Here is a 20,568-nt window from a genome sequence, read left to right as displayed (position 1 = left end):
ATGCGTAAAAAGGTCTACGTTTATTTGCTGCTTTCGGGCGGTATTTATTTGTTCAGTGCCCACACCCTTCGACGATTTGACGAACTGACAAACAGCGAAAATGGCCGTCCGTCGTTGGAAAAAGTGTTTGCGAAGATCAACCAGGACGTGCTTCAGAACAGCCGGGTTTACGAAACTCTGGCCGACGCCACGAAGCGAATCGGGCACCGGCTGACGGGCAGCCCCAACGGAAGCCGGGCGGAGGAGTACACCTATAACCTGCTGAAACAATACGGTTATTCAGACACTCAATATGCGCCGTTTGAGGTCGAGTCGTGGATGCGCGATACCGTTACACTGGCCGTCGTACCATACAAAAGCGATAATTTCCGGGATGTAGAAGTGGTCTCGCTCGCACATTCGCCCGTGGAAGCACACGTGCAGGGTGAGATTGTTGACGTGGGTAACGGACTGGAAGGCGACTTTGCGGCCGTAAAAGATAAACTGAAAGGCAGAATTGCGCTGGTGAACATCGGGCTGGCGGCTCCGACGAAGGGCGCCCGCAACCTGCACCGCTCCGAAAAAACCGCCCTGGCAATTCAGCACGGTGCCAGCGGGGTGATTATGGTCAACCTGGTACCGGGTAATGTGTTGCTGACGGGAACGGCTTCCGTGACGGGTAAACTGATTCCGATTCCGTCGGTTTGTGTTTCAATGGAAAGCGGACACGAAATCCGGCAGTGGATGCAGGAAGAAAAAAGGTTGCACGCCTTGATCGACATGACCAACGTGAGCCGTAAAATCCGGGCGCGCAACGTGGTTGCAACCTTGAAAGGCTCGGAATTTCCCGACGAAAAAATCATCATCGGCGGCCACCTCGACTCCTGGGATCTGGCTACGGGGGCTATCGACAACGGCATTGGCTCATTCTCGGTGCTCGACATTGCCCGGACGTTCAAAGCCCTGAAACTGAAGCCCAAGCGCACCATTGAGTTCGTCATGTTCATGGGCGAAGAGCAAGGGCTGCTTGGGTCACGGAGTCTGGTGGAGGAGTTGAAGAAAACCGGTCAGCTCGACAAGGTGCGGTATGTGCTGAACCTCGACATGACCAACGATCCCAGCGGACTGAATGCCTTCGGACGAAGCGAGATGATGCCCTTTTTGACCGAAGTGGGCGAAACCATCAAACAGGTAGAACCGGCTTTTCAGAATACCCTGACCAACCAGGCCGGTTTACACAGTGACCATCAGCCGTTTATGATGGAGGGCGTGCCGGTAGTCGGCATGAGTGGGCATCTGGAGCGCAATGTGCTGGACTGCTACCACGCCAATTGTGACAACCTCAATCTGGTCAATAAGGATCAACTGAAAAATACCGTCCGCTATTCGGCCATGCTGCTCTACGCCCTGGCCAACGCCGACAACCTCCCGACGCAGCGCCTGGATGACACCAAAACCCGCGACTTCCTGATTGCCCAGGGCCTCCGGACGCCCTTGCAAATCGCCAATGAGTGGCGGTGGAAGGAGTAATTCTTTACTAATTTACAGACAGATTGAGCTGATTATTATTAGCTTTGTGATATGGACCATGCTATCTTCTGACAAGATAACTTGACGACACCTAGAATAGAAACTAAATTTGGCGTCCAATAGGTTGGCTGTCCTGTTATTCAAACCGCCCCGGAGCGCTGGGAAAATTAGTTTTCTTCATGACAATCGTCTTTGAGTTTAAGATACGACAATTGTTCGATTTCTCTACTACTCATCTTTCCAGTTGTCCGAACAGTCTTACCTATCTTTAATGGTGATAAAAGTTTTTTTACTCCCTTCTTTATAAAAAGTTTAACAATGAAAAAAAATATAAATACACTTGAATATAACTTCAGAGTTTTCCGTATTTGTGTAATCAAGTAAGTTAGGTTGCCATCGATCTGCCAGATATTGAAAATAATCTGCAAATGAAACCGGGTATAATGTTCCATTGATTTATACCAAAATTTCTTTTTATTTTTATCAGGTACAGAATGGCTGATAGTATTAATAACTACACTTAAATCTTCCAATACTTGCCCTGAACTGAATTTTTGGCTGGAAATAGATTTATTATGGAACCTATATTCTGCTAATACCTGAGGAGTATAACATATCGAATAATGTTTGGCAATACGAGCCCACATCTCCCAGTCTTCGCCATACGTCACACCATAAAAAGCACCTAAATGCTCGTAGACAGATCGCTTAACGACCATAGCCACGTATTGAATCCTTTGATAATGAGCTATTTGTAAAAAAAAATCATCTATAATCCCTTCTTTTTCTGCTTGTATCTTCCCAACACCTACTCTTCTGCCTTCCGGATTGATTGTGTAATAGTTACAGAAAGCAGCGCCTGCTTCCGGAAACCGTTGAAACAAATTTGTAAACTTTGAATAAAAATTATCTCCGATCCTATCGTCACCGTGCAGCAAATGGACCAGATGGCCCTGAGCCCGGTTAAGACATGTTTCAAAATTCCGTAAACTACCTCTGTTCTCAGGCTGACGAAAATACTTGATCCGTCCTTTCCCGATGGTGTTCACAATAGCCTCGACGTCAGCATCCGTACTGGCATCATCAACAACTTCAATTTGCATCACATCAGGGTCCATAGCCTGATATAAAACGCTTTCTAATGTTTCTTTTAAAAATTCAGAACAGTTATATGTTGGTATCATCACTGACCAAAGCGGTCTGTCTAGCTGATTAGGAAGGGGCAAAACACTTGGTGGACGATCTGGAACACGCGAAACAGGCATTATAGAGTAATTAGATGTACAACAATCATAGATATTAATTTGCTGATATTTCTGTATGCAATAAGCAGGGATAGGTAAAACAGAAACTTATTTTGGCAAGCTATTAAGTTTTTTATACTGACATAAAATGGCAATAACACAACTAATGAATATATACTTATTTTACCCTTCAAGGATGAAGGATGTTTAAGCTCTAAACACGAATTCTTTCTAATGTACATTGAAACTAAATATCTTTTTCCATTTTTCGCTACTTAATAAAAAATATTTCTCAATTAAGTTATCGAATGAACTTTAACGGTGAGCTTGTCTAAGATTTTATTTCATAAAATACTACAAAGACATTTGACAGAATAAGCGCCAATTCTCGGCGTTCGTCTCATAATGCACTACATAAGACTTCTAGTCCAACCCGTCGAGCGTTAGCTTTTCAATAACACCATGTTCTTTATAAAGTTCGCTATCAAGATGACGGCCTTTACCGGCTGGCTCAGGTCGGGCCTGCCTAGAGCTCAGTGTCGTCACGAATCTGTTGACATTAACACCCACGCTCAAACAAGCAAGCCCTTCAAGTTGTTTTGAGCTAATTCAAACAACAGCACGTATGGCGAAAATAGCTAAATTGCCAACAGATAAGGCGAATAGCATGCGCAATGACTGCCCAACTGGGGCAGCATCCCCTCTTTTCATGAGCTGAAAATACGCTAATCGTTGTTTTTGGCTTTGTTTCTTTCGATCCTTTTGTGGTTCAATTACCTTTTTTAGCTCCCCTAGCCTCCCTGCAAGTTGGATATTGAACTATAACTTGTATTCTTGACTTTACTATTTTACACAGAGGCCCTTAACTTAACTAGGGGAGTATGCTATTTTCGATTGGGATTTTTATCCGGCACTTTTATGAAAGCGAAGATTTATTATTCACGCTACTAAAGCTTGTGCTTTTGAGGCAGTTTTTTATTGAGTAAACACCTAAGCTATTTACTCAATAAAAAGATTGAAATATCATCGAACACTTACTGAAAATGTTTATCTCTAACTTATTCCATATATGATTAACATATTTATTTCAAGGACCTATTCATACCTATTCCTATTATAAGATGATAAAAACAAACAAAATTCACCATAGTTTGTACATTCAAAATTCAGAGTTTTCTTTAGTTATATGTGCGATTTTGCTCTTATAAATAGAGGATTAAGATTCTATTTATTAAAAATTTAAACAATTATCAAGGAGAAAATAAATTGGAAATAATGTCGCTCATTTAGCAGCTTATCAGACGAATTAAGGAAGCAAGTCGCCATCGAAAAAGCGACTAAATAGCCGCAAAAACTTAAATTAACAACACCGACGTCCCATCTGTAATCCGCACCGGATAGCTTTTCAGTTCAATGTTAAATGCTTTAGAATAAGCCTGACTCATCCGGGCGACGAAGGCATCCGTGACATCCCGTGCGACCAGGTTCAGCGTGCAGCCGCCAAAACCGCCCCCCATCATCCGGGCTCCCAACACCGCATCGTCGTCCCGCGTCTGGTCGACCAGAAAATCCAGTTCCGTGCAACTGACCTCATATTCATGCTGCAGGCCGTGGTGGGTTTCGTACATCTTTTTCCCAAAAGCCGCCAGATCGTTTTCCAGCAAATACTGACAGGCTTTCCGGACGCGCTGGATTTCTTCGGTCACGTACCGGCAGCGTTGATAGACTTTCCCCGGCATCTCGGCGCGGTGAGCGTCCACGAGTTCCGTTGTGGCATCGCGCAGCAGGCGGATCTCGGGCTTGTATTGTTGCAGAATCCCAACGCCGGTTTCGCATTCCTGCCGCCGGGTGTTGTAGGCGCTGTCGTCCAGCGAATGCTTGACACCGGTATCGCACAGAATCAGGACATAATCCGCCGACTGGAACGGGAAATATTCGTGGTGCAGCGACTTGCAATCCAGTTGAATAACCGATTGTTCGCGGCCGAACATGGACGCAAACTGATCCATAATCCCACAGTTGACGCCAACGAATAAATTTTCCGCCCGCTGACCCAGCTTCACCATCTCCAGCGTCGACAAACCCAGATCAAATAGCTTGTTCAGCCCGAAAGCCAGCCCGCACTCCAGAGCCGCCGACGACGACAAGCCTGCTCCCGACGGAATGTTCCCGCCGAAAACCAGGTCAAAACCGCCCGGCTGGTAGCCCGCTTTCTGCAACTCATCGACTACGCCCAGCAAATAGTTAGGCCAACCGAGGGGCGAAGGTGAGATTTCGTCCAGTGTACCGGAGAACATCTGCCCAACGTTTTCGGCCACCATCCGGCACATCCGATCCGGACGCGGGGCCAGCGCAAAAATAATTTCTTTATCAATGCTGGCGGGCAACACCAGACCGCCGTTGTAATCGGTATGTTCACCCAGCAGATTGATGCGGCCGGGGCCGCGTACCAGTAAGGTCGGCTCCTGGTTGAATTCGGTACGAAAAACCGCTGCTAGTTGCTGGGCGTAAGACTGCTGGTTACTCATGGAAACGGACAGGAAATCGTCGGAACGAGGTTGAAAATTCCTTCAAAATTGGGGGCGTTTTCAGAGTTTACAAACAAGATGACAGCAAATCCGTTCATTTCGGATCCAAATACTGAGCATAGATCCGGCAAAACCGTCTTCCGTTTGTGTCCTTTTGGCAAATACTTCGTCTAACGAAGAAAACCGTAACCTGCTTTTCATGCTGGCCAAAACCTTCGGAAGCGCCGTCCACGGTGTCTCCGCCACCATCATTACCATTGAAGTAGCCGTTGCTCAGGGACTCCACTTTCATTTGGTTGGATTACCCGACAGTGCCGTAAAAGAAAGCGAACAGCGGGTCGAGTCGTCGCTGAAATATTTTGGTTACCGGATGCCCCGGCAAAAAGTGGTGGTCAATCTGGCACCTGCTGACATTCGGAAGGAAGGCTCTTCGTATGACCTGCCCATCGGCCTCTGTGTGCTGCAGGCATCAGAGCAAATCAGTCCGGTCCGAAAACTGGAAGAATATGTGATTATGGGCGAATTGTCGCTCGACGGTCGGCTGAGGCCCATCAAAGGTGTATTGCCCATTGCCATTGAAGCCCGCAAGCGTGGTTTTAAGGGCTTTGTGTTGCCCGCTGAAAATGCACCCGAAGCCGCTATCGTTAATAACCTGGACGTGATCGGAGTGGAAACGATGGAAGATGCCGTTGCGTATTTTGAGAGCAAAAAGGAAATCGAGCCGCTGGTGACGGATACGCGGGAGATTTTTGCAAAAACGCAAAATGCCTACGACGCGGATTTTGCCCACGTTCAGGGGCAGGAAAACATCAAGCGCGCGATGGAAATAGCGGCTGCGGGCGGGCATAACGTGATCATGATTGGTCCGCCGGGTGCCGGAAAAACCATGTTGGCGAAACGGTTGCCGAGCATTTTGCCACCGTTGACGTTGCAGGAAGCGCTGGAGACGACCAAAATTCATTCGGTAGCCGGGAAGCTCGGCAGCCGGGCCACGCTGATTGCTACCCGGCCGTTCCGGTCCCCGCACCACACGATCAGCGACGCGGCTTTGGTGGGTGGAGGCAGTTTTCCGCAACCCGGCGAGATCTCGTTGTCGCACAATGGCGTGTTGTTTTTGGACGAATTGCCGGAGTTTAAACGCACGGCGCTGGAAGTGATGCGTCAGCCGTTAGAAGAACGGAAAGTGAGTATCTCGCGGGCGAAATGGGCCGTGGAGTTTCCGGCCAATTTTATGCTGATTGCCAGCATGAATCCGTGTCCGTGCGGTTATTACAACCATCCCGAAAAAGAGTGCGTGTGCGGGCCGGGCGTGGTGCAGCGGTATTTGAACAAAATCAGCGGCCCCTTGCTCGACCGGATTGACCTGCACGTCGAAGTAACCCCGGTTTCGTTCGACCAGATGACGGCCAACCGACCTTCGGAGGATAGCGCGGCCATCCGCGAGCGGGTGATTCGGGCGCGGGACATCCAGACCGCCCGGTTTGCCAATCAGCCGGGCATTTATTCCAACGCCATGATGCCGTCGCAGATGGTGAAAGAGGTTTGCATGATCAGCGACGACGGGCTGGCCCTGCTGAAAACCGCTATGGAACGACTGGGGCTGTCGGCACGGGCTTACGACCGGATTCTGAAAGTCTCGCGGACGATTGCCGACCTGGCCGCCAGCGACTCCATCGGAATCGACCACCTGGCCGAAGCAATCCAGTACCGGAGCCTGGACCGGGAAAACTGGGCGGGGTAGGCTCGAAATCCCAAATAAGCATAATATTCCCGGATTTCAATCCCACAATATCATAATAAAACGGGATTTGGCAGCTAGTTAACTCTCCGTCCGGAAATAAGCGACCTCAGCTTTAGCGGCCGCCAGCAGGTCTTTCGTGCGTTCGGGCCGGGCGTCGGTGATGAAGATCTGCCCGAAGGTGTGGTGTTCCATCAGGTTGATGAGCTTGTCGATCCGGCGGTCGTCGAGTTTGTCGAAGATGTCGTCCAGCAACAGCATCGGTTTGACGCCTTTCTCGGCCTGCAACTGCTCGAACTGGGCGAGTTTCAAGGCAATCACGAACGTCTTCTGCTGGCCCTGCGAGCCGAATTTCTTCAGCGCCACGCCGTTGGCTTCAAACACGAAATCGTCTTTGTGGACGCCCTTGTTGGTGCGCTGCAACTGAATGTCGCGCTGGCGGTTTCGGCGAAAATCCTTCGGAAACTCCTCGTTGCCCACTTCCGATTCGTAAATGATGTCGACAGCTTCGCGGGCTTCGCTCAGGTAGGCATAATGTCTCTGCACAATCGGCAGAAACTCGGCGATGAACTGCTTCCGGCGCTGGTAGATGCGCCCGGCCAGTTGCAGCAACGGTTCGTTATAGGTTTCGAGCAGCTCTTCGTCCAGGTAATTCCGCTCGGCAAAGAGCTTCAGCGTGCCGTTACGCTGCTTCAGGATCTGGTGGTAAAACAGGTAATCGCGCAGGTAATCAGCATCGAGCTGCGACAAAACGCCGTCGAAAAAATGCCGCCGTTCCTCGCTGTGCTCGCGCACGAGGTCCGTATCGTTGGGGGCCAGCATGACCACCGGAAACCGCCCGATGTGTTCGCTGATGCGGTCGTACGGTTTTTTGTCGGACAAGAGCACTTTTCGCTGACCACGCTGCAAACTGCACGTAATCTGCACCGGTTTTTCGGCGAGCCGGAAAGTCCCGTCGATGATAAAGAAATCGCTCTGGTGGTTAATGCTCAGCGCATCCTGATTATGAAAGGCACTTTTGCTCAGCGACAGGAAATAAACGGCGTCCAGCAAGTTGGTTTTCCCGCTGCCATTCGGCCCCACGATGCAATTAATCTGCTCACTAAATGTAAAACTCCCTTCCTCGTAGTTTTTGAAGTTGGTCAGGTTGAGTTTTTCCAAATACATCGGTATGGTTGTTAGCGGGAATTGCGTATTTTCGCGGCATCGTATGATTCTGCCCTGTCGGAGCCAACGATAACAACCGCGTGTTTTAGCAACAAAGATACAGGTCGTTTGTTATGCAAGGACTGGCTGCCTGTATCGCACAACGATTTCCGTTTTAATCGGTTATCCTTTTTTTACGCCCAAAGAACTACTATGGCAAGTGTAAAGGAAAAATCTAAGCCGGGCGACGGTTCGCCGGGCGACGCATCGCCAGTCGCTGCAAAAACCAAGCATCCCAAAGAACGCTACCTCTACTGGTATGAGTCGATGGTGCTGCAACGCAAATTTGAAGAAAAGGCCGGTCAGCTCTACGGACAGCAGAAAATTCGGGGCTTCTGTCACCTCTATATCGGGCAGGAAGCCTGTTCGTCAGGGTCTTATTCGGCCCTGACCAAAGACGATAAATGGATTACGGCCTACCGCGACCACGGGATTCCGCTGGCGCTGGGCTCCGACCCGAAAGCCATCATGGCCGAGTTGTTCGGCAAGCAAACCGGCTCATCGAAAGGCAAAGGCGGTTCGATGCACATTTTTGACAAATCGGTCAACTTCGTCGGCGGTCACGGGATTGTCGGCGGTCAGATTCCGCTGGGTGCCGGGATTGCGTTTGCCGAGAAATACAACAAAACGACGAACCTCTGCATGTGCTTCATGGGCGACGGCGCGGTTCGGCAAGGCTCCTTCCACGAAACGTTCAACATGGCGATGACGTGGAAACTGCCGGTTATTTTCGTGGTCGAGAACAACGGTTACGCGATGGGAACGTCGGTGTCCCGGACCTCGAACGTCACCGACCTGTATACGCTGGCCGAAGCCTACGACATGCCGTCGGAACCCGTCGATGCGATGGACGTAGAAGCCGTCCATGAAGCCGTTAGCCGGGCTGCCGAGCGGGCGCGTAAGGGCGATGGCCCGAGCTTCCTGGAGTTCCGGACGTACCGGTTCCGGGGCCACTCGATGTCGGACCCGCAGAAATACCGCACGAAAGACGAACTGGAGCAATACAAGCAACGCGACCCCATCGAAAGCGTCCGGGCGCGAATTCTGGACCAGAAAATCGCCACCGAAGACGAACTGGCCGCGATCGATCAAAAAATCAAGGGTATTGTGGAAGAGTCGGTGAAATTTGCCGAAGAATCGCCGTATCCGACGCCGGACGAAGCGTTCAAAGACGTTTATGTGCAGAAAGATTATCCATTTATCATGGAGTAACCCTGGAAGCAAAAGCCCGAAAAGGGAAGCGAGACCAAAGGCAAAACGATACGGTTACCGGCTCAACTGCTTTTGTGCTTTCTTCCCTTTTTCATTTAGTATCAAAACTTTGGAGTACTTTTTGCTTTCTATTGTCTGGAGAATTACTAAATTTGCAGTCCCAAATTTTGGATCATTTATTAAATGAGTAAGACACAAACAAGCTCCAAACTGGAGTTTCTGGAAGATCCCGCTGCATTGTCGGGGTCGTTAGGGAAAGCGGAGTTGTTTTTTGAGAAAAACCGGAATCTGGTTCTGGGTTTGGTGGGTGCGATTGTGTTGGTGATTGCGGGTTTGATCGGCTACCGGTATTGGGTCGATAGCCAGGATCAGGAAGCGCAAACGGCCATGTTTCCGTCAGTATATGAATGGGAAGCCGATTCACTGAAAAAAGCGCTGAACGGAAATGGTGCCAACGAAGGTTTAGTGGCGATCTCAGAAGAGTACAGTGCAGCCCCAGCGGGTAACCTTGCCAATTTCTACGCGGGCGTAGCGTTGCTGAAGCAGGGCAAATACGATGAGGCTATTGCGAAACTGAACGATTTCAAATCTTCCGATTTGCTGGTGCAGGCCCGTGCCTACGCGCTGGTGGGAGATGCCTATATGGAAAAGAAAGCCTACGGCGACGCCATTGATGCCTATAAAAAAGCGGCTGATTACAAGCCGAATCCTTATTTTACGCCCGCTTACCTGATGAAGCTGGCGTTGGCTCAGGAACAGAACAAGCAAAACCAGGAAGCTATTGATACTTACAGCCAGATCATCGACAAGTACCCGACTTCGGCCGAATCCGCTAACGCCAAGAAGTATAAATCCGTGTTGGAAAGCACGGTCGGTGAGTCGTAAGCAGCGTTGAAACAACCCATTGCGAAAGGACAAAGCCGACCAGGGTTTTGTCCTTTTTTTGTTCTGTGAACTCGGATTACACGGATTAGATTGATTAACTAAGATTTCTTTTGTTGATCGCTGATTCGATTACTAACTGGTGTTCATCGATTAAAGCATATCAATCCTAGTTAATCAATCTAATCCGCGTAATCCAAGTTCAGATGGCCACCGAATTAAAAAATCTAAGTGTTTTTTCGACCGAAAACCTGCCCGACATCAGCAAACGGCGGTTTGCCCTTGTGGTAGCCGAATGGAATGCTGAAGTAACCGAAGCCCTGTTCGAAGGCGCTTACCAAACGCTGTTGCAATACGGTGCGACCGCCGATAACATCGTTCGGGGCAACGTGCCGGGCAGTTTTGAACTGAGCCTGGGCGCTCAGTGGTTTGCCCAACGCAACGACATTGATGCGGTTATTGCCCTCGGTTGCGTGATTCAGGGCGAAACCAAACACAATGATTATATCAACCACGCCGTCGCCCAAGGTTTAACGCACGTGGGCGTTCAAACCGGAAAACCGGTCATTTTCGGCGTCCTGACGCCCAACACCCAGCAACAGGCCCTCGACCGGGCGGGCGGAGTTCACGGCAACAAAGGTGACGAAGCCGCCATGACGGCCATCAAAATGTTAGGATTGCAGCAACAAGTTTATAGTTTTCACAATTAATTGTGAATGAGCGAATGAGTGAATGAGTGAATAGCTTCGCCAGTTCTTTGCTTCCTGCGAAGCTATTCACTCATTCACTCATTCACTCATTCACTCATTCCAAAACCATGCAAGTCTGGAAATTTGGCGGAACGTCGGTCGGCAAGCCCGAACGCATGCATTCGATCCGCACCCTGATTACCTCCGACGATCAGCAGAAAATCATTGTGCTGTCGGCATTATCCGGTACAACCAACGCCCTGTTGTCGATTGCTGAGTCGCTCAAATCGGACCAGCCCGACGAAGCGGCCGAGAAGGTGGAGCACCTGAAAGCGCATTACGATTCGTTCGTTCGCGAGTTGTACAAGACCTCGGAGGGGTTGGGCAATGGGCAGAAGATTGTCGAAAACGAGTTTTCCTACATCCGGTCGCTGACCCGCATCCGGCCGTTTACACTGAAACAGGAAAAGGAACTGGTGGCCGAGGGCGAACTGCTAAGTACGCAAATGTTCCAGGCGTATCTGGAGGAGGCTGGTGAAGACTCTATTCTGCTGCCTGCCCTGGAGTTTATGCGCGTGGATGCCGACGGCGAACCCGAGCTGGATTTTACGGAGCGGAAACTCCGCGAATTGCTGCGGTCGCACGGTGGGCGAAAACTGATTGTCACGCAGGGCTTTATCTGCCGAAATCCGCGTGGGGAAGTCGATAACCTGAAACGGGGCGGCTCCGATTACACGGCTTCCCTAATCGGGGGAGCCATCCGGGCCGACGAAATCCAGATCTGGACCGACATCGACGGCATGCATAACAACGACCCGAGGATTGTGAAGAACACCTTCCCGATCCGGGCGCTGACGTTCGAAGAAGCCGCCGAGCTGGCCTATTTCGGGGCTAAGATCTTGCATCCGTCGACGATCACCCCCGCCAAGATGTTCGGTGTACCGGTTCGGTTGAAAAATACAATGGACCCGGGCGCGGAAGGAACGCTGATTGCCAGCAAAACCTCCGACCAGGTGTTCAAGGCCGTGGCCGCCAAAGACGGCATTACGGCCCTCTATATTCATTCGCTGCGGATGCTGAATGCCTACGGTTTTCTGCGCCGGATTTTCGAGGTGTTCGAGAAATACAAAACGCCGGTCGACCTGATTGCGACCTCGGAAGTATCGGTTTCGGTCACAATCGATAAAACCGACAACCTGACCGACCTGATGGCCGAACTCCGGACGTTCTGCGACCTGGAAGAACCCGATTACGACCAGACGATCGTCTGCATCGTCGGGAATTTCAGCGCCGATCACGCGGGCGTGGCCCTGCAGGTGCTGAAAGCGTTGGAAGGCATCCCGATCCGGATGATTTCGTACGGTGGCACTGAGCACAACATTTCGCTGCTCATGCACGGCCGCTACAAAGCCGAAGCCTTGAACGCTCTCAACGAAGGGTTGTTCAACCTGAAAGAAGCTTAAAAACCGCCCGGACTGGCCCGATTTCGGAAATCGGGCCGCTCTGGCTACCTTTGCAGTACCCTAATTCTGACGGTTATGGCACGACTGACCCGCAAGGCATTTCTGGAAAAGGTCAAAGAAACCGTTCATTCGGTCGACCCACAAGCCGAGGTGTACCTGTTTGGCTCGCGGGCGCGGGGGGATCACCGGAGGGACTCCGACTGGGATTTTCTGGTGTTGACCTCAAAAAAAGTGACACGGGAACTGAAATACACTTTTTCAGATCAACTGAACGAACTTGAACTGCAGGCAGAGCAAGTTATTAGCTCAATAATCCGCTCCAAAGAAGAATGGCCTGATTACGAGGTCACAGACTTGTACCAAAACATTCAGGAAGATGGCAAAAAGCTATGAAATGGCGAAAAGAGGATATAATTAAATAACGCATTGCCAAATCGGCCGAAACGCTGGAAGAAGCTAAGTTATTGATTGCAGGTAGTGGATGGAGTGGTGCGGCAAACAGATTGTATTATTCTGCCTTTCAGATGGTAACCGCTCTACTGATACAGGAGGGAATTCGGGTAAAGTCGCACTCGGGAGCAAAGCAGATGCTAGACTTGCATTTTTTCAAAACCGGCAAACTATCTACCGATTTAAGCAGATTTTATGGCAGGTTATTTAAAACCCGGCAAGAGAGTGATTATGAAGACTTTGTCTATTTTACGGAAGAGGAAATTTTGCCTCTTTTAGAACAAACTGAACAATTTATCGCTGCAATCCGGCAGTTGTTACCTGAATAACCATGCTTTTACTTCCCTTCATTCGCGAAAACAAAGAGGCTACCCTGGCGGGGCTTAAAAAGAAACAGTTTGCCAACGCCGAAACCGCCGTCGAACAGGTGCTGGCGCTGGATCAGCAACGACGCGAGATACAGAAAGAACTCGACGACGTGCTGGCCCGCTCCAATGCCAAAGCCAAAGAAATCGGCGCGTTCCTAAAAGCCGGGCAAAAAGCCGAAGCCGATGCGGCCAAAGCCGAAACCGCCGATTTAAAAATTCGCTCGAAAGAACTGGAAGAAAGTCTGAAAACCGCCGAGCAGCAATTGCAGGACGTACTAGTCACCCTGCCGAACCTGCCCCACAGCAGCGTCCCGGAAGGCCGGAGCGCCGAAGACAACGAAGTGGTGCTGGAAAACGGCGAAAAACCGGTTTTGTCCGAAACCGCCCTGCCGCACTGGGAACTGATCAAAAAGTACGGCATTATCGACTTTGATCTGGGCAACAAAATTACCGGGGCCGGTTTTCCGGTCTACCGGGGCAAGGGCGCGCGCATTCAGCGGGCGATGATCAACTTTTTCCTGGACGAAGCCCTCAAAGCTGGTTATTTCGAAATTCAGCCGCCGATTCTGATCAACGAGGATTCGGGTTTCGGTACCGGCCAATTGCCGGACAAGGAAGGGCAGATGTACTTCGCCACGGAGGATAAGCTCTACCTGATTCCGACGGCCGAAGTGCCGATCACGAACCTGTACCGCGACGTCATTGTCCCGGATGATCAACTGCCGGTCAAAAACGTGGGTCATACACCCTGCTTCCGGCGCGAAGCGGGTTCCTGGGGCGCGCACGTCCGGGGCCTCAACCGGCTGCACCAGTTCGATAAGGTGGAGATTGTGCAGATCCGGAAACCGGAAGAATCCTACCAGGCGTTGGAAGAAATGAGCCAATACGTGCAGTCGTTGCTGCAAAAGCTCGAATTGCCCTACCGCGTGCTGCGGCTCTGCGGGGGCGACATGGGCTTCACGTCGGCGCTCACCTACGACATGGAAGTCTGGTCGGCAGCCCAGCAGCGGTGGTTGGAAGTCAGTTCGGTTTCCAACTTTGAAACCTACCAGGCCAACCGGCTGAAACTCCGCTACCGGGTGGAGGGGAAGACGCAGTTGCTGCACACGCTGAACGGTTCGGCGCTGGCGTTGCCTCGGATTCTGGCAGCTATCCTGGAAAATAACCAGACACCGGACGGCATCCGGATTCCGCCAGTACTGGTGCCGTACTGCGGTTTTGAAACCATCAATTAATGAAAAAGCCCGGTTAACTGGGCTTTTTCATTATATCGTATCCATGGGTTTTAGCCCATGTTTTTAATTTCGGTGATCATCTACCCCAAAACACGAGTTACAGCGGAATCGACCGTCCGACCGTGGTACTGGCTATGGGTTGTTCCAGGGCTTTCTGAAGAGCTTTCTCGTCCGTCAGATCGAGTCGTAAAGGCGTGATGGACACATAACCCTGCTCGACGGCCCAGCGGTCGGTGCCTTCCTCAGCCGGTTCCAGCGGAGTGACCGTAAACCAGTAATGTTTGCGCCCGAGCGGGTCCATGCCCGGCACAATGGTCCCGTCGTATAGCCGCACCGACTGGCGCGTCCAGCGGATATCCGTTGGATTCGGCGGGAAGTTGATGTTATAGAGCGCCAATTCATCGTCTTTCAACAGCAGCTCCAGCGTTTTTTCGACATACGGTTCCAGCGCCTGAAAATCTGGCTCGGTTTTGCCCACTGGTGTACTGAGCGCAATGCCCTTGATTCCGAGCAAAACCGCCTGCTTGGCCGCAGCCAGCGTTCCCGAATGCCACATTGAGTTGCCCAGATTCGGCCCCATGTTGATGCCCGACAGCACCACGTCCGTTTCTCCGCCTAAGTGCGTACCCAAAGCCACGCAGTCGGCGGGAGTGCCGTTGACGCGGTAGGCTTCAATGCCCTCAAACTTGATCGGTGAGGTTTTGTACGAAAGCGGCCGGGAATGCGTAACTGCATGGCCCATAGACGATTGCTCGACATCGGGCGCAACAACCCGTACTTCGCCAAAGCGGGTCGCAATGCGGGCCAGAGCCGCAATGCCCGGGCTGTAAATACCGTCGTCATTCGTGATTAAGATTCGCATGGTCGTACCAATTTGTCTTATTTCTCCAACAGAAAAACCGCCGAGGATGTTTAGTATATCGTGATAATGGCCTCCCCTATGAAAATCGCTCAGCTCTTACATAACCCCGGTGCCGGGGATGAGGAACATTCCAAAAAAGACCTTATGTCGCTGATCGAGTCAGAAGGCTTCGAATGCCGCTACACGTCGACAAAAAAAGACGACTGGAAAGAACTAACGACCGACGTTGACTTTCTGATCGTTGCGGGCGGGGACGGAACTGTTCGGCGAGTTGCCAAACAGTTGCTGAACCGGAAACTGATCGAAAAACCGTTTCCGATTGGCCTCTTACCCAACGGCACGGCCAACAACATCGCCGTTACGCTCGGCATTCCGGTTGAGGAGACCAAGCCCGTCGTGCAACGCTGGCACAACGGGCAGCGAAAACGGTTTGACGTCGGGCTGGTCGAAGGCTTGTCCAAACGCGAGTTTTTTCTGGAAGGGCTGGGGTTCGGGGTTTTCCCAAAGCTGATGCGCAAGATGGAAGACCGGCAGGAACAGTCGTCGGAAGCGCCGGAGGAAAAGCTTCGAACAGCGTTGAACCTGCTGACCGGGATCGTCGAATCTTACAAACCCCACTGGTGCCGGATTGAAGTCGATGGCGTCGATTATTCGGGCGAGTACCTGCTCGTGGAGGTGATGAACATCCGGTCTATCGGCCCGAATCTGGTGCTGGCCCCGGCCGCTGACCCCGGCGACGGCCAGCTCGAAATCGTCCTGATTGCTCCCCACCAGCGCGACCAATTGCTCAACTACATTCAGAACCGGCTCACCGGCTCACCGAGCGACTACTGGGGCACGGTGTTGAAAGGCCGCACGGTTCGGATGCAGTGGGAAGGAACCCAACTGCACCTGGACGATCAGTTAATCAAAACCCGAAAGCCCCGCGACCTCCGGCTGACGCTGCACGAAGGGGCGCTGAGCTTTCTGGGCTGTAAGCCCTTTGGGGAGGGTTCTTATTGAATCGCAAAGTTGATCGGCATCATGTACTTAACCCTGATGGCTTGCCCCCGGTGAACACCCGGTTTCCATTTTCCACTGGTTGCCTTCACGACCCGTAGGGCTTCTTCGTCGGCCCCATAGCCAATTCCTTTGACGACTTTTGCATTCTCGACAGTACCCTCTTTACCCACCACAAAGCTTACAATCACTTTTCCCTGAACTTTCGCCCGTGCGGCATCAGAAGGATAACGAATATTACTGGCTAAAAACTGGCCCAAGGCTGACATTCCGCCCTTAAATTCCGGATTGATTTCGGGCTCGGTGTACGTCAGCACATCACCTTTTTCCGTATACGATTTTCCGGAAAGGCATTTGCCATTTTCATACGTTTCCCGGTACGCCAATTCTCCATTTTCGCGTCGGCCTGTCCATTCGCCATCTTTCACGCCATTTTTTACCGCCCCGGTTTCCAGCAGTTTCCTCGTGCGGGTTCCGGATTCAAACAGTGCCTGGCCGTTTCCGTCCACGACCGTCGGTCTTCCGAGCGAATCCCATTGACTCAATAACCGAAAGCGAACCGTTGCCTCAGGGCTCAGGTCGCGCAGGGCAATCTGCCGAAGCTGGCCGTTGGGATGCCATAGCCATTCTTCCGTTTTGTTCTCATCGACGGCTTCCTCCAGTTCCCGAACGATTCCGTTTCGGAAGTAATAGCGGGAAGGATGTTTCACTTTTCCGTTGAAATAAGCGATAGTCGATAAAGGCGTTCCGTCGGCAAAAAACGAATACTGGGTTTCCTCAACGGTATTATTTCCATCACTAATCTCCAGTCGGTAAGCTTCTAAGGAGTCAGGCAGTGTAGGGTCGTTGTTATTTTGATGCGTAAAAGGCTCTCTTTTAAGCCGATAGCGCTCAAATTCTTTCCAGTTTTTACCAGCTTTACGATAAATAACGGGATCGGCATTGGGATAGCCTAACGAATCGACAAACGTTATAAACTGATAATCGGCATTGGCTTCATCGGTCGTTAAAGCCCCTTTTTTGTCAAAATACTGCACCTTTCGATCCGGTTTTGCATCGGCCAGACTGGGTGCAAACCGGATTGTATACGAAAGTTCCTGCCGAACGGGTTGCCCGGCTTTCAGCGCCGGTTTCCAGGCCCGGAAGGCGCTGAATACCCGAACGGCTTCCCGGTCGCAGTCGGGCGTGAGGCTGCGCAGTGGTTTAACGCCCGAAACCGTCCCGTTTGGTTCGATCACGGCCGACAGAATCACGATACCTTTCGTCTTGCTGACCTCGGCCGAGTAAGGCACGCGCCGGTTGACGCTGATGAACTTTTCCAGCATCGGCAAACCGCCCCGGGGTATGGCCGCCGAATCCACTTCGTAGTCTTTGTAGATCGTTTGGGCGGTGGTAGTTAGCGCCGTTAACAGGAATGACAAAAAACAAAAGTAACGGTAACGTTTCATGGGTGGAATCGGATTTATGCAGCCAATATATAAAAAATGTTAATATTTTCTGTTGTACAAAAACCGGTTTTACCTTGCTGAAAAACCGGCTATGCTTTTTCGAAAACTGAAAGTCATCTGGCTCTTCTACCGACAGTTTGGGCTCGCCAGCAACCTGGTCACCGTGGCCCTGATTGGGGTCAGTCTGGAACGGATCAAGGATTACTTTCCGCTGTTTATCGTTTACTTTCTCTGGTTCAAGTTGCTCTCCAACGGGATCATCGGCTACCTGACCCGACGGATGTTCAAAGATCGGTTCTGGTTTTATTACAACCTGGGCTTGTCGGAAACAGCCTTGTTCGGCGGTGCCTTCGCGCTGGATTTTCTGATTACGCTCCTGCTGATTTTCACGACCTACCAGCTTTTGCTGCGCCAATGAATCACCAGCCGACAACCCTCGAAGCCGACGGCATCTGGTTGCAATTCGGAGAGCGGAAGATTCTCCAGAGCGTTTATGTGCGCATTCAGGCTGGCCAGATCACCGGCCTGCTGGGCCGCAACGGTTGCGGAAAATCCTGCTTACTGAAAAGCATCATGGGGTTGATGCCGGTCGAAACCCGCTCGGTCCGGGTGGATGGCCATTATGTCGAAAAACCGTATCAGCAACCGGGGTTGATCCGGTATTTGCCGCAGCATCCGTTTGTGCCGCCCTCGCTGACAATCCGGACCGCTTTCGAGTGGTACGGCGTCGACATGAATGAACTTTTCGGGGAATACCCAACGCTGGAAAAGCTGAAAAACCGGCGAATGAGTCAATTGTCGGGCGGTGAAAAACGGCTGGCCGAAATGCTGCTGATCCTGAAATCCGACAGCGCGTTTGTGTTGCTCGATGAACCGTTTTCGCAGTTGATGCCGGTTCAGATTGAACAGCTTCAGGCCACGATCCGGCAGGAGGCCCGGCGTAAAGGCATTCTGGTGTCCGACCATCGCTACCGCTCCGTCCTCGACCTGAGCGACACGGTTTATTTTCTGAATGCCGGTGGGCGCACAATCCGCCTGGCCGATCCAATGCAAAATCTGCGGGATATGGGCTATATTGCCTAAGTGCATTAATTCAACACCCGGTCGATTTCGGCCCCGTACCCATCGACTTTCACTTGATTGGGATACACCTCGACGATGGCAAAACCGTTCTCCTCTTCTTCGACCATACCCCGAAAGGTAATGTAGTGAATGTTTTTTTGAACGGAATAACTGGGCTGGTGCGCGTGGCCGTTGAAATACGCCCGCACGTTCGGGTAACTTTCCAGCAGCGTTTTCACGGCTGCGTGATTCCACAACAGGTGAGGGTCTTTGTCCGGCATCAGCGGCATGTGACAGAAAACCAGCACGTTGTCGCCATTTTTAGCGGCTGCATCCAGTTCATTCCTCAACCAGCGGAGTTGTTTTTCGCTCAAGCCTCCGTTCCAGGGCTGGGCGTTGGATGCATTCCGGGCTTTGAGTTGTTGGAGAAAACCGGTTGCGGTCTGGTAATTTTCGCTGCCTTTCGGATTGCCGTACAGACTCAAATCGTTGCCATCCAGCACAATGAACCGCCACCGGTTTTTCACGAACGAATAAAACCGGTTTTTCATCCCTAAAACCGTCGGTACCTTACCAATTTCTTCCGGCTGAACCGCAAACTCGTGATTGCCCAGCACGTGATACAACGGACGCTTGAGCGGTTTGGTGAGCACATGGAGCGTGTCGAAACTCCGCACATCACGGTCAATGAAATCGCCGAGGTGGACCACGAAAGCCACGTTTTTCTGGTTGAAGGTTTGCACGGCTTCATTCAGCTTGCGCAGGGAAGAGCGGTAATGTCGGGTGCCTTCGGTGGGGCAATCGCAATACTGCACATCAGTCATGACACCGAAGGTAAACAGCGGTTTTTGAGCGGTTTGCCCGAATACACCAAAACCGGAAATTAGGAAAAGAACAAACGATAAAAACGGGCTATTCAGCTTCATAAAGGCTTTTTTGAAAGAGAGGCTTTCCCGTAAAGATACAGCAAAACGTCAAGCCCGGTACCAGCAACATGAACCGGTTTCCAAAACCGGTTCAGTCACTTCCGTGCGGTACCATACGCTCATAGACCTCGTCAAAACCGGCGTTTCGGCTCTCCCGGTAATGGTCGGCGTGGTAGCGGTCCAGCTTGTCCAAAATCTGAACCATGACTGCTTTCTCATGATCGGTCAGGGAACTGTAGGCCACATCGGCAATCTGGTTCATGACCGGCAGACACTCCTGAATAGCGTGCAGACCAGCCTGCGTGATCCGTAGGCGCTTCGACCGGCGGTCGTGTTCATCCGGATATTCCTCCATAAACCCCATGCCGATCAGCCGGTTGACAACATCGATTCCCGACGCAAATTCCGCCATCATTTCGTAAATCAGCTCACTTTTCTTGGGGTTCCCCATCTGCATCAGCGCCAGTAGGTAAACCGGTTCATCAAGGCTGCGAAACTGGAAAGGCTGCATGGCTTTCTTTGAATAAAAGCCAGCATACTTCGACAAACGACCGACCAGAGCCGCCAGTCGGACTTCCGGACGCATGGTCGTCAACGAGCGGTTGGCGGGGTCCAGCAGGTTGTTCCATTTTTCGTGGCGCTTACCTTCCGGTGAAGCCACCGGACTGTCCGGATTAACAGTTTGGGTGTTTTCGGTCAGATAGTGCAAGCAAAATCCGGTAAGATCAGCCTCCGGCGTCACTTCGC

The 20,568-nt window shown here is 51.2% G+C and carries 19 protein-coding genes; 12 read left to right on the top strand and 7 right to left on the bottom strand.

Annotation, left to right across the window (positions count from 1 at the left end):
* Positions 1-1,509, top strand: a complete 1,509-nt coding sequence (locus tag ACO2Q8_RS10790) for a M20/M25/M40 family metallo-hydrolase (RefSeq protein ID WP_423344813.1) — start codon at positions 1-3, stop codon at positions 1,507-1,509.
* 167 nt (positions 1,510-1,676) lie between these two features.
* Here ACO2Q8_RS10790 and ACO2Q8_RS10785 read toward each other — a convergent pair whose 3' ends face one another.
* Positions 1,677-2,774: a glycosyltransferase family 2 protein gene (locus ACO2Q8_RS10785; protein ID WP_423344812.1), complete on the bottom strand. Its 1,098-nt coding sequence runs from the start codon at positions 2,772-2,774 to the stop codon at positions 1,677-1,679.
* Between the two features lie 1,334 nt (positions 2,775-4,108).
* Positions 4,109-5,281, bottom strand: coding sequence for a galactokinase (gene galK, locus ACO2Q8_RS10780; protein ID WP_423344811.1), 1,173 nt, complete (start codon positions 5,279-5,281; stop codon positions 4,109-4,111).
* 199 nt (positions 5,282-5,480) lie between these two features.
* Between galK and ACO2Q8_RS10775 the strand changes: the two genes are divergently transcribed.
* Complete coding sequence (locus ACO2Q8_RS10775; protein WP_423344810.1) at positions 5,481-7,022, top strand: YifB family Mg chelatase-like AAA ATPase; 1,542 nt, start codon at positions 5,481-5,483, stop codon at positions 7,020-7,022.
* Positions 7,023-7,100: 78 nt separating this feature from the next.
* Here ACO2Q8_RS10775 and recF read toward each other — a convergent pair whose 3' ends face one another.
* Complete coding sequence (gene recF / locus ACO2Q8_RS10770) at positions 7,101-8,186, bottom strand: DNA replication/repair protein RecF (RefSeq protein ID WP_423344809.1); 1,086 nt, start codon at positions 8,184-8,186, stop codon at positions 7,101-7,103.
* 192 nt (positions 8,187-8,378) lie between these two features.
* Here recF and pdhA point away from each other — a divergent pair, with 192 nt between their 5' ends.
* The 7 genes from pdhA to serS all read left to right on the top strand — a co-directional run bounded on the left by pdhA (position 8,379) and on the right by serS (position 14,524).
* Complete coding sequence (gene pdhA / locus ACO2Q8_RS10765; protein WP_423344808.1) at positions 8,379-9,437, top strand: pyruvate dehydrogenase (acetyl-transferring) E1 component subunit alpha; 1,059 nt, start codon at positions 8,379-8,381, stop codon at positions 9,435-9,437.
* 183 nt (positions 9,438-9,620) lie between these two features.
* Positions 9,621-10,322 (top strand): tetratricopeptide repeat protein, encoded by a 702-nt coding sequence (locus ACO2Q8_RS10760; RefSeq protein ID WP_423344807.1) that lies wholly within the window; start codon positions 9,621-9,623, stop codon positions 10,320-10,322.
* 203 nt (positions 10,323-10,525) lie between these two features.
* Entirely contained in the window at positions 10,526-11,029 is a 504-nt protein-coding gene (ribH, locus tag ACO2Q8_RS10755) for a 6,7-dimethyl-8-ribityllumazine synthase (RefSeq protein ID WP_423344806.1), read from the top strand.
* A gap of 107 nt (positions 11,030-11,136) precedes the next feature.
* A complete protein-coding gene (locus ACO2Q8_RS10750) occupies positions 11,137-12,471 on the top strand; it encodes an aspartate kinase (protein ID WP_423344805.1) in 1,335 nt (444 codons plus the stop codon).
* A gap of 75 nt (positions 12,472-12,546) precedes the next feature.
* Positions 12,547-12,864, top strand: coding sequence for a nucleotidyltransferase domain-containing protein (locus ACO2Q8_RS10745; RefSeq protein ID WP_423344804.1), 318 nt, complete (start codon positions 12,547-12,549; stop codon positions 12,862-12,864).
* A gap of 32 nt (positions 12,865-12,896) precedes the next feature.
* Complete coding sequence (locus tag ACO2Q8_RS10740; RefSeq protein ID WP_423344907.1) at positions 12,897-13,250, top strand: HEPN domain-containing protein; 354 nt, start codon at positions 12,897-12,899, stop codon at positions 13,248-13,250.
* Between the two features lie 2 nt (positions 13,251-13,252).
* Entirely contained in the window at positions 13,253-14,524 is a 1,272-nt protein-coding gene (gene serS, locus ACO2Q8_RS10735; protein ID WP_423344803.1) for a serine--tRNA ligase, read from the top strand.
* A gap of 97 nt (positions 14,525-14,621) precedes the next feature.
* On the opposite strand, the gene surE is transcribed toward serS, so the two are convergent.
* Positions 14,622-15,386: a 5'/3'-nucleotidase SurE gene (gene surE, locus ACO2Q8_RS10730; RefSeq protein ID WP_423344802.1), complete on the bottom strand. Its 765-nt coding sequence runs from the start codon at positions 15,384-15,386 to the stop codon at positions 14,622-14,624.
* A gap of 78 nt (positions 15,387-15,464) precedes the next feature.
* Between surE and ACO2Q8_RS10725 the strand changes: the two genes are divergently transcribed.
* Positions 15,465-16,388: a diacylglycerol/lipid kinase family protein gene (locus ACO2Q8_RS10725; RefSeq protein ID WP_423344801.1), complete on the top strand. Its 924-nt coding sequence runs from the start codon at positions 15,465-15,467 to the stop codon at positions 16,386-16,388.
* Here the strand turns inward: ACO2Q8_RS10725 and ACO2Q8_RS10720 are convergent.
* Positions 16,382-17,833, bottom strand: a complete 1,452-nt coding sequence (locus ACO2Q8_RS10720; protein ID WP_423344800.1) for a TonB family protein — start codon at positions 17,831-17,833, stop codon at positions 16,382-16,384. The genes ACO2Q8_RS10725 and ACO2Q8_RS10720 overlap by 7 nt on opposite strands.
* Before the next feature lie 91 nt (positions 17,834-17,924).
* Here ACO2Q8_RS10720 and ACO2Q8_RS10715 point away from each other — a divergent pair, with 91 nt between their 5' ends.
* Entirely contained in the window at positions 17,925-18,251 is a 327-nt protein-coding gene (locus ACO2Q8_RS10715; protein ID WP_423344799.1) for a hypothetical protein, read from the top strand.
* Positions 18,248-18,916, top strand: a complete 669-nt coding sequence (locus tag ACO2Q8_RS10710) for an ATP-binding cassette domain-containing protein (protein WP_423344798.1) — start codon at positions 18,248-18,250, stop codon at positions 18,914-18,916. The genes ACO2Q8_RS10715 and ACO2Q8_RS10710 overlap by 4 nt, the downstream gene beginning before the upstream one ends.
* 5 nt (positions 18,917-18,921) lie before the next feature.
* Here the strand turns inward: ACO2Q8_RS10710 and ACO2Q8_RS10705 are convergent, their stop codons facing one another.
* Entirely contained in the window at positions 18,922-19,821 is a 900-nt protein-coding gene (locus ACO2Q8_RS10705) for a metallophosphoesterase (protein WP_423344797.1), read from the bottom strand.
* Between the two features lie 91 nt (positions 19,822-19,912).
* Positions 19,913-20,530 (bottom strand): MarR family winged helix-turn-helix transcriptional regulator, encoded by a 618-nt coding sequence (locus tag ACO2Q8_RS10700; RefSeq protein WP_423344796.1) that lies wholly within the window; start codon positions 20,528-20,530, stop codon positions 19,913-19,915.
* Between the last annotated feature and the right edge of the window lie 38 nt (positions 20,531-20,568).

Source organism: Larkinella sp. VNQ87, from assembly GCF_049445795.1.
Classification (GTDB): domain Bacteria; phylum Bacteroidota; class Bacteroidia; order Cytophagales; family Spirosomataceae; genus Larkinella.
This window is presented reverse-complemented; position numbering and strand designations above follow the sequence as displayed.

Coding starts and splice junctions, on each gene's coding strand:
- ACO2Q8_RS10790 (WP_423344813.1), top strand. CDS start 1: ATGCGTAAAAAGGTCTACGTTTATTTGCTGCTTTCGGGCGGTATTTAT.
- ACO2Q8_RS10785 (WP_423344812.1), bottom strand. CDS start 2,774: ATGCCTGTTTCGCGTGTTCCAGATCGTCCACCAAGTGTTTTGCCCCTT.
- galK (WP_423344811.1), bottom strand. CDS start 5,281: ATGAGTAACCAGCAGTCTTACGCCCAGCAACTAGCAGCGGTTTTTCGT.
- ACO2Q8_RS10775 (WP_423344810.1), top strand. CDS start 5,481: ATGCTGGCCAAAACCTTCGGAAGCGCCGTCCACGGTGTCTCCGCCACC.
- recF (WP_423344809.1), bottom strand. CDS start 8,186: ATGTATTTGGAAAAACTCAACCTGACCAACTTCAAAAACTACGAGGAA.
- pdhA (WP_423344808.1), top strand. CDS start 8,379: ATGGCAAGTGTAAAGGAAAAATCTAAGCCGGGCGACGGTTCGCCGGGC.
- ACO2Q8_RS10760 (WP_423344807.1), top strand. CDS start 9,621: ATGAGTAAGACACAAACAAGCTCCAAACTGGAGTTTCTGGAAGATCCC.
- ribH (WP_423344806.1), top strand. CDS start 10,526: ATGGCCACCGAATTAAAAAATCTAAGTGTTTTTTCGACCGAAAACCTG.
- ACO2Q8_RS10750 (WP_423344805.1), top strand. CDS start 11,137: ATGCAAGTCTGGAAATTTGGCGGAACGTCGGTCGGCAAGCCCGAACGC.
- ACO2Q8_RS10745 (WP_423344804.1), top strand. CDS start 12,547: ATGGCACGACTGACCCGCAAGGCATTTCTGGAAAAGGTCAAAGAAACC.
- serS (WP_423344803.1), top strand. CDS start 13,253: ATGCTTTTACTTCCCTTCATTCGCGAAAACAAAGAGGCTACCCTGGCG.
- surE (WP_423344802.1), bottom strand. CDS start 15,386: ATGCGAATCTTAATCACGAATGACGACGGTATTTACAGCCCGGGCATT.
- ACO2Q8_RS10725 (WP_423344801.1), top strand. CDS start 15,465: ATGAAAATCGCTCAGCTCTTACATAACCCCGGTGCCGGGGATGAGGAA.
- ACO2Q8_RS10720 (WP_423344800.1), bottom strand. CDS start 17,833: ATGAAACGTTACCGTTACTTTTGTTTTTTGTCATTCCTGTTAACGGCG.
- ACO2Q8_RS10715 (WP_423344799.1), top strand. CDS start 17,925: ATGCTTTTTCGAAAACTGAAAGTCATCTGGCTCTTCTACCGACAGTTT.
- ACO2Q8_RS10710 (WP_423344798.1), top strand. CDS start 18,248: ATGAATCACCAGCCGACAACCCTCGAAGCCGACGGCATCTGGTTGCAA.
- ACO2Q8_RS10705 (WP_423344797.1), bottom strand. CDS start 19,821: ATGAAGCTGAATAGCCCGTTTTTATCGTTTGTTCTTTTCCTAATTTCC.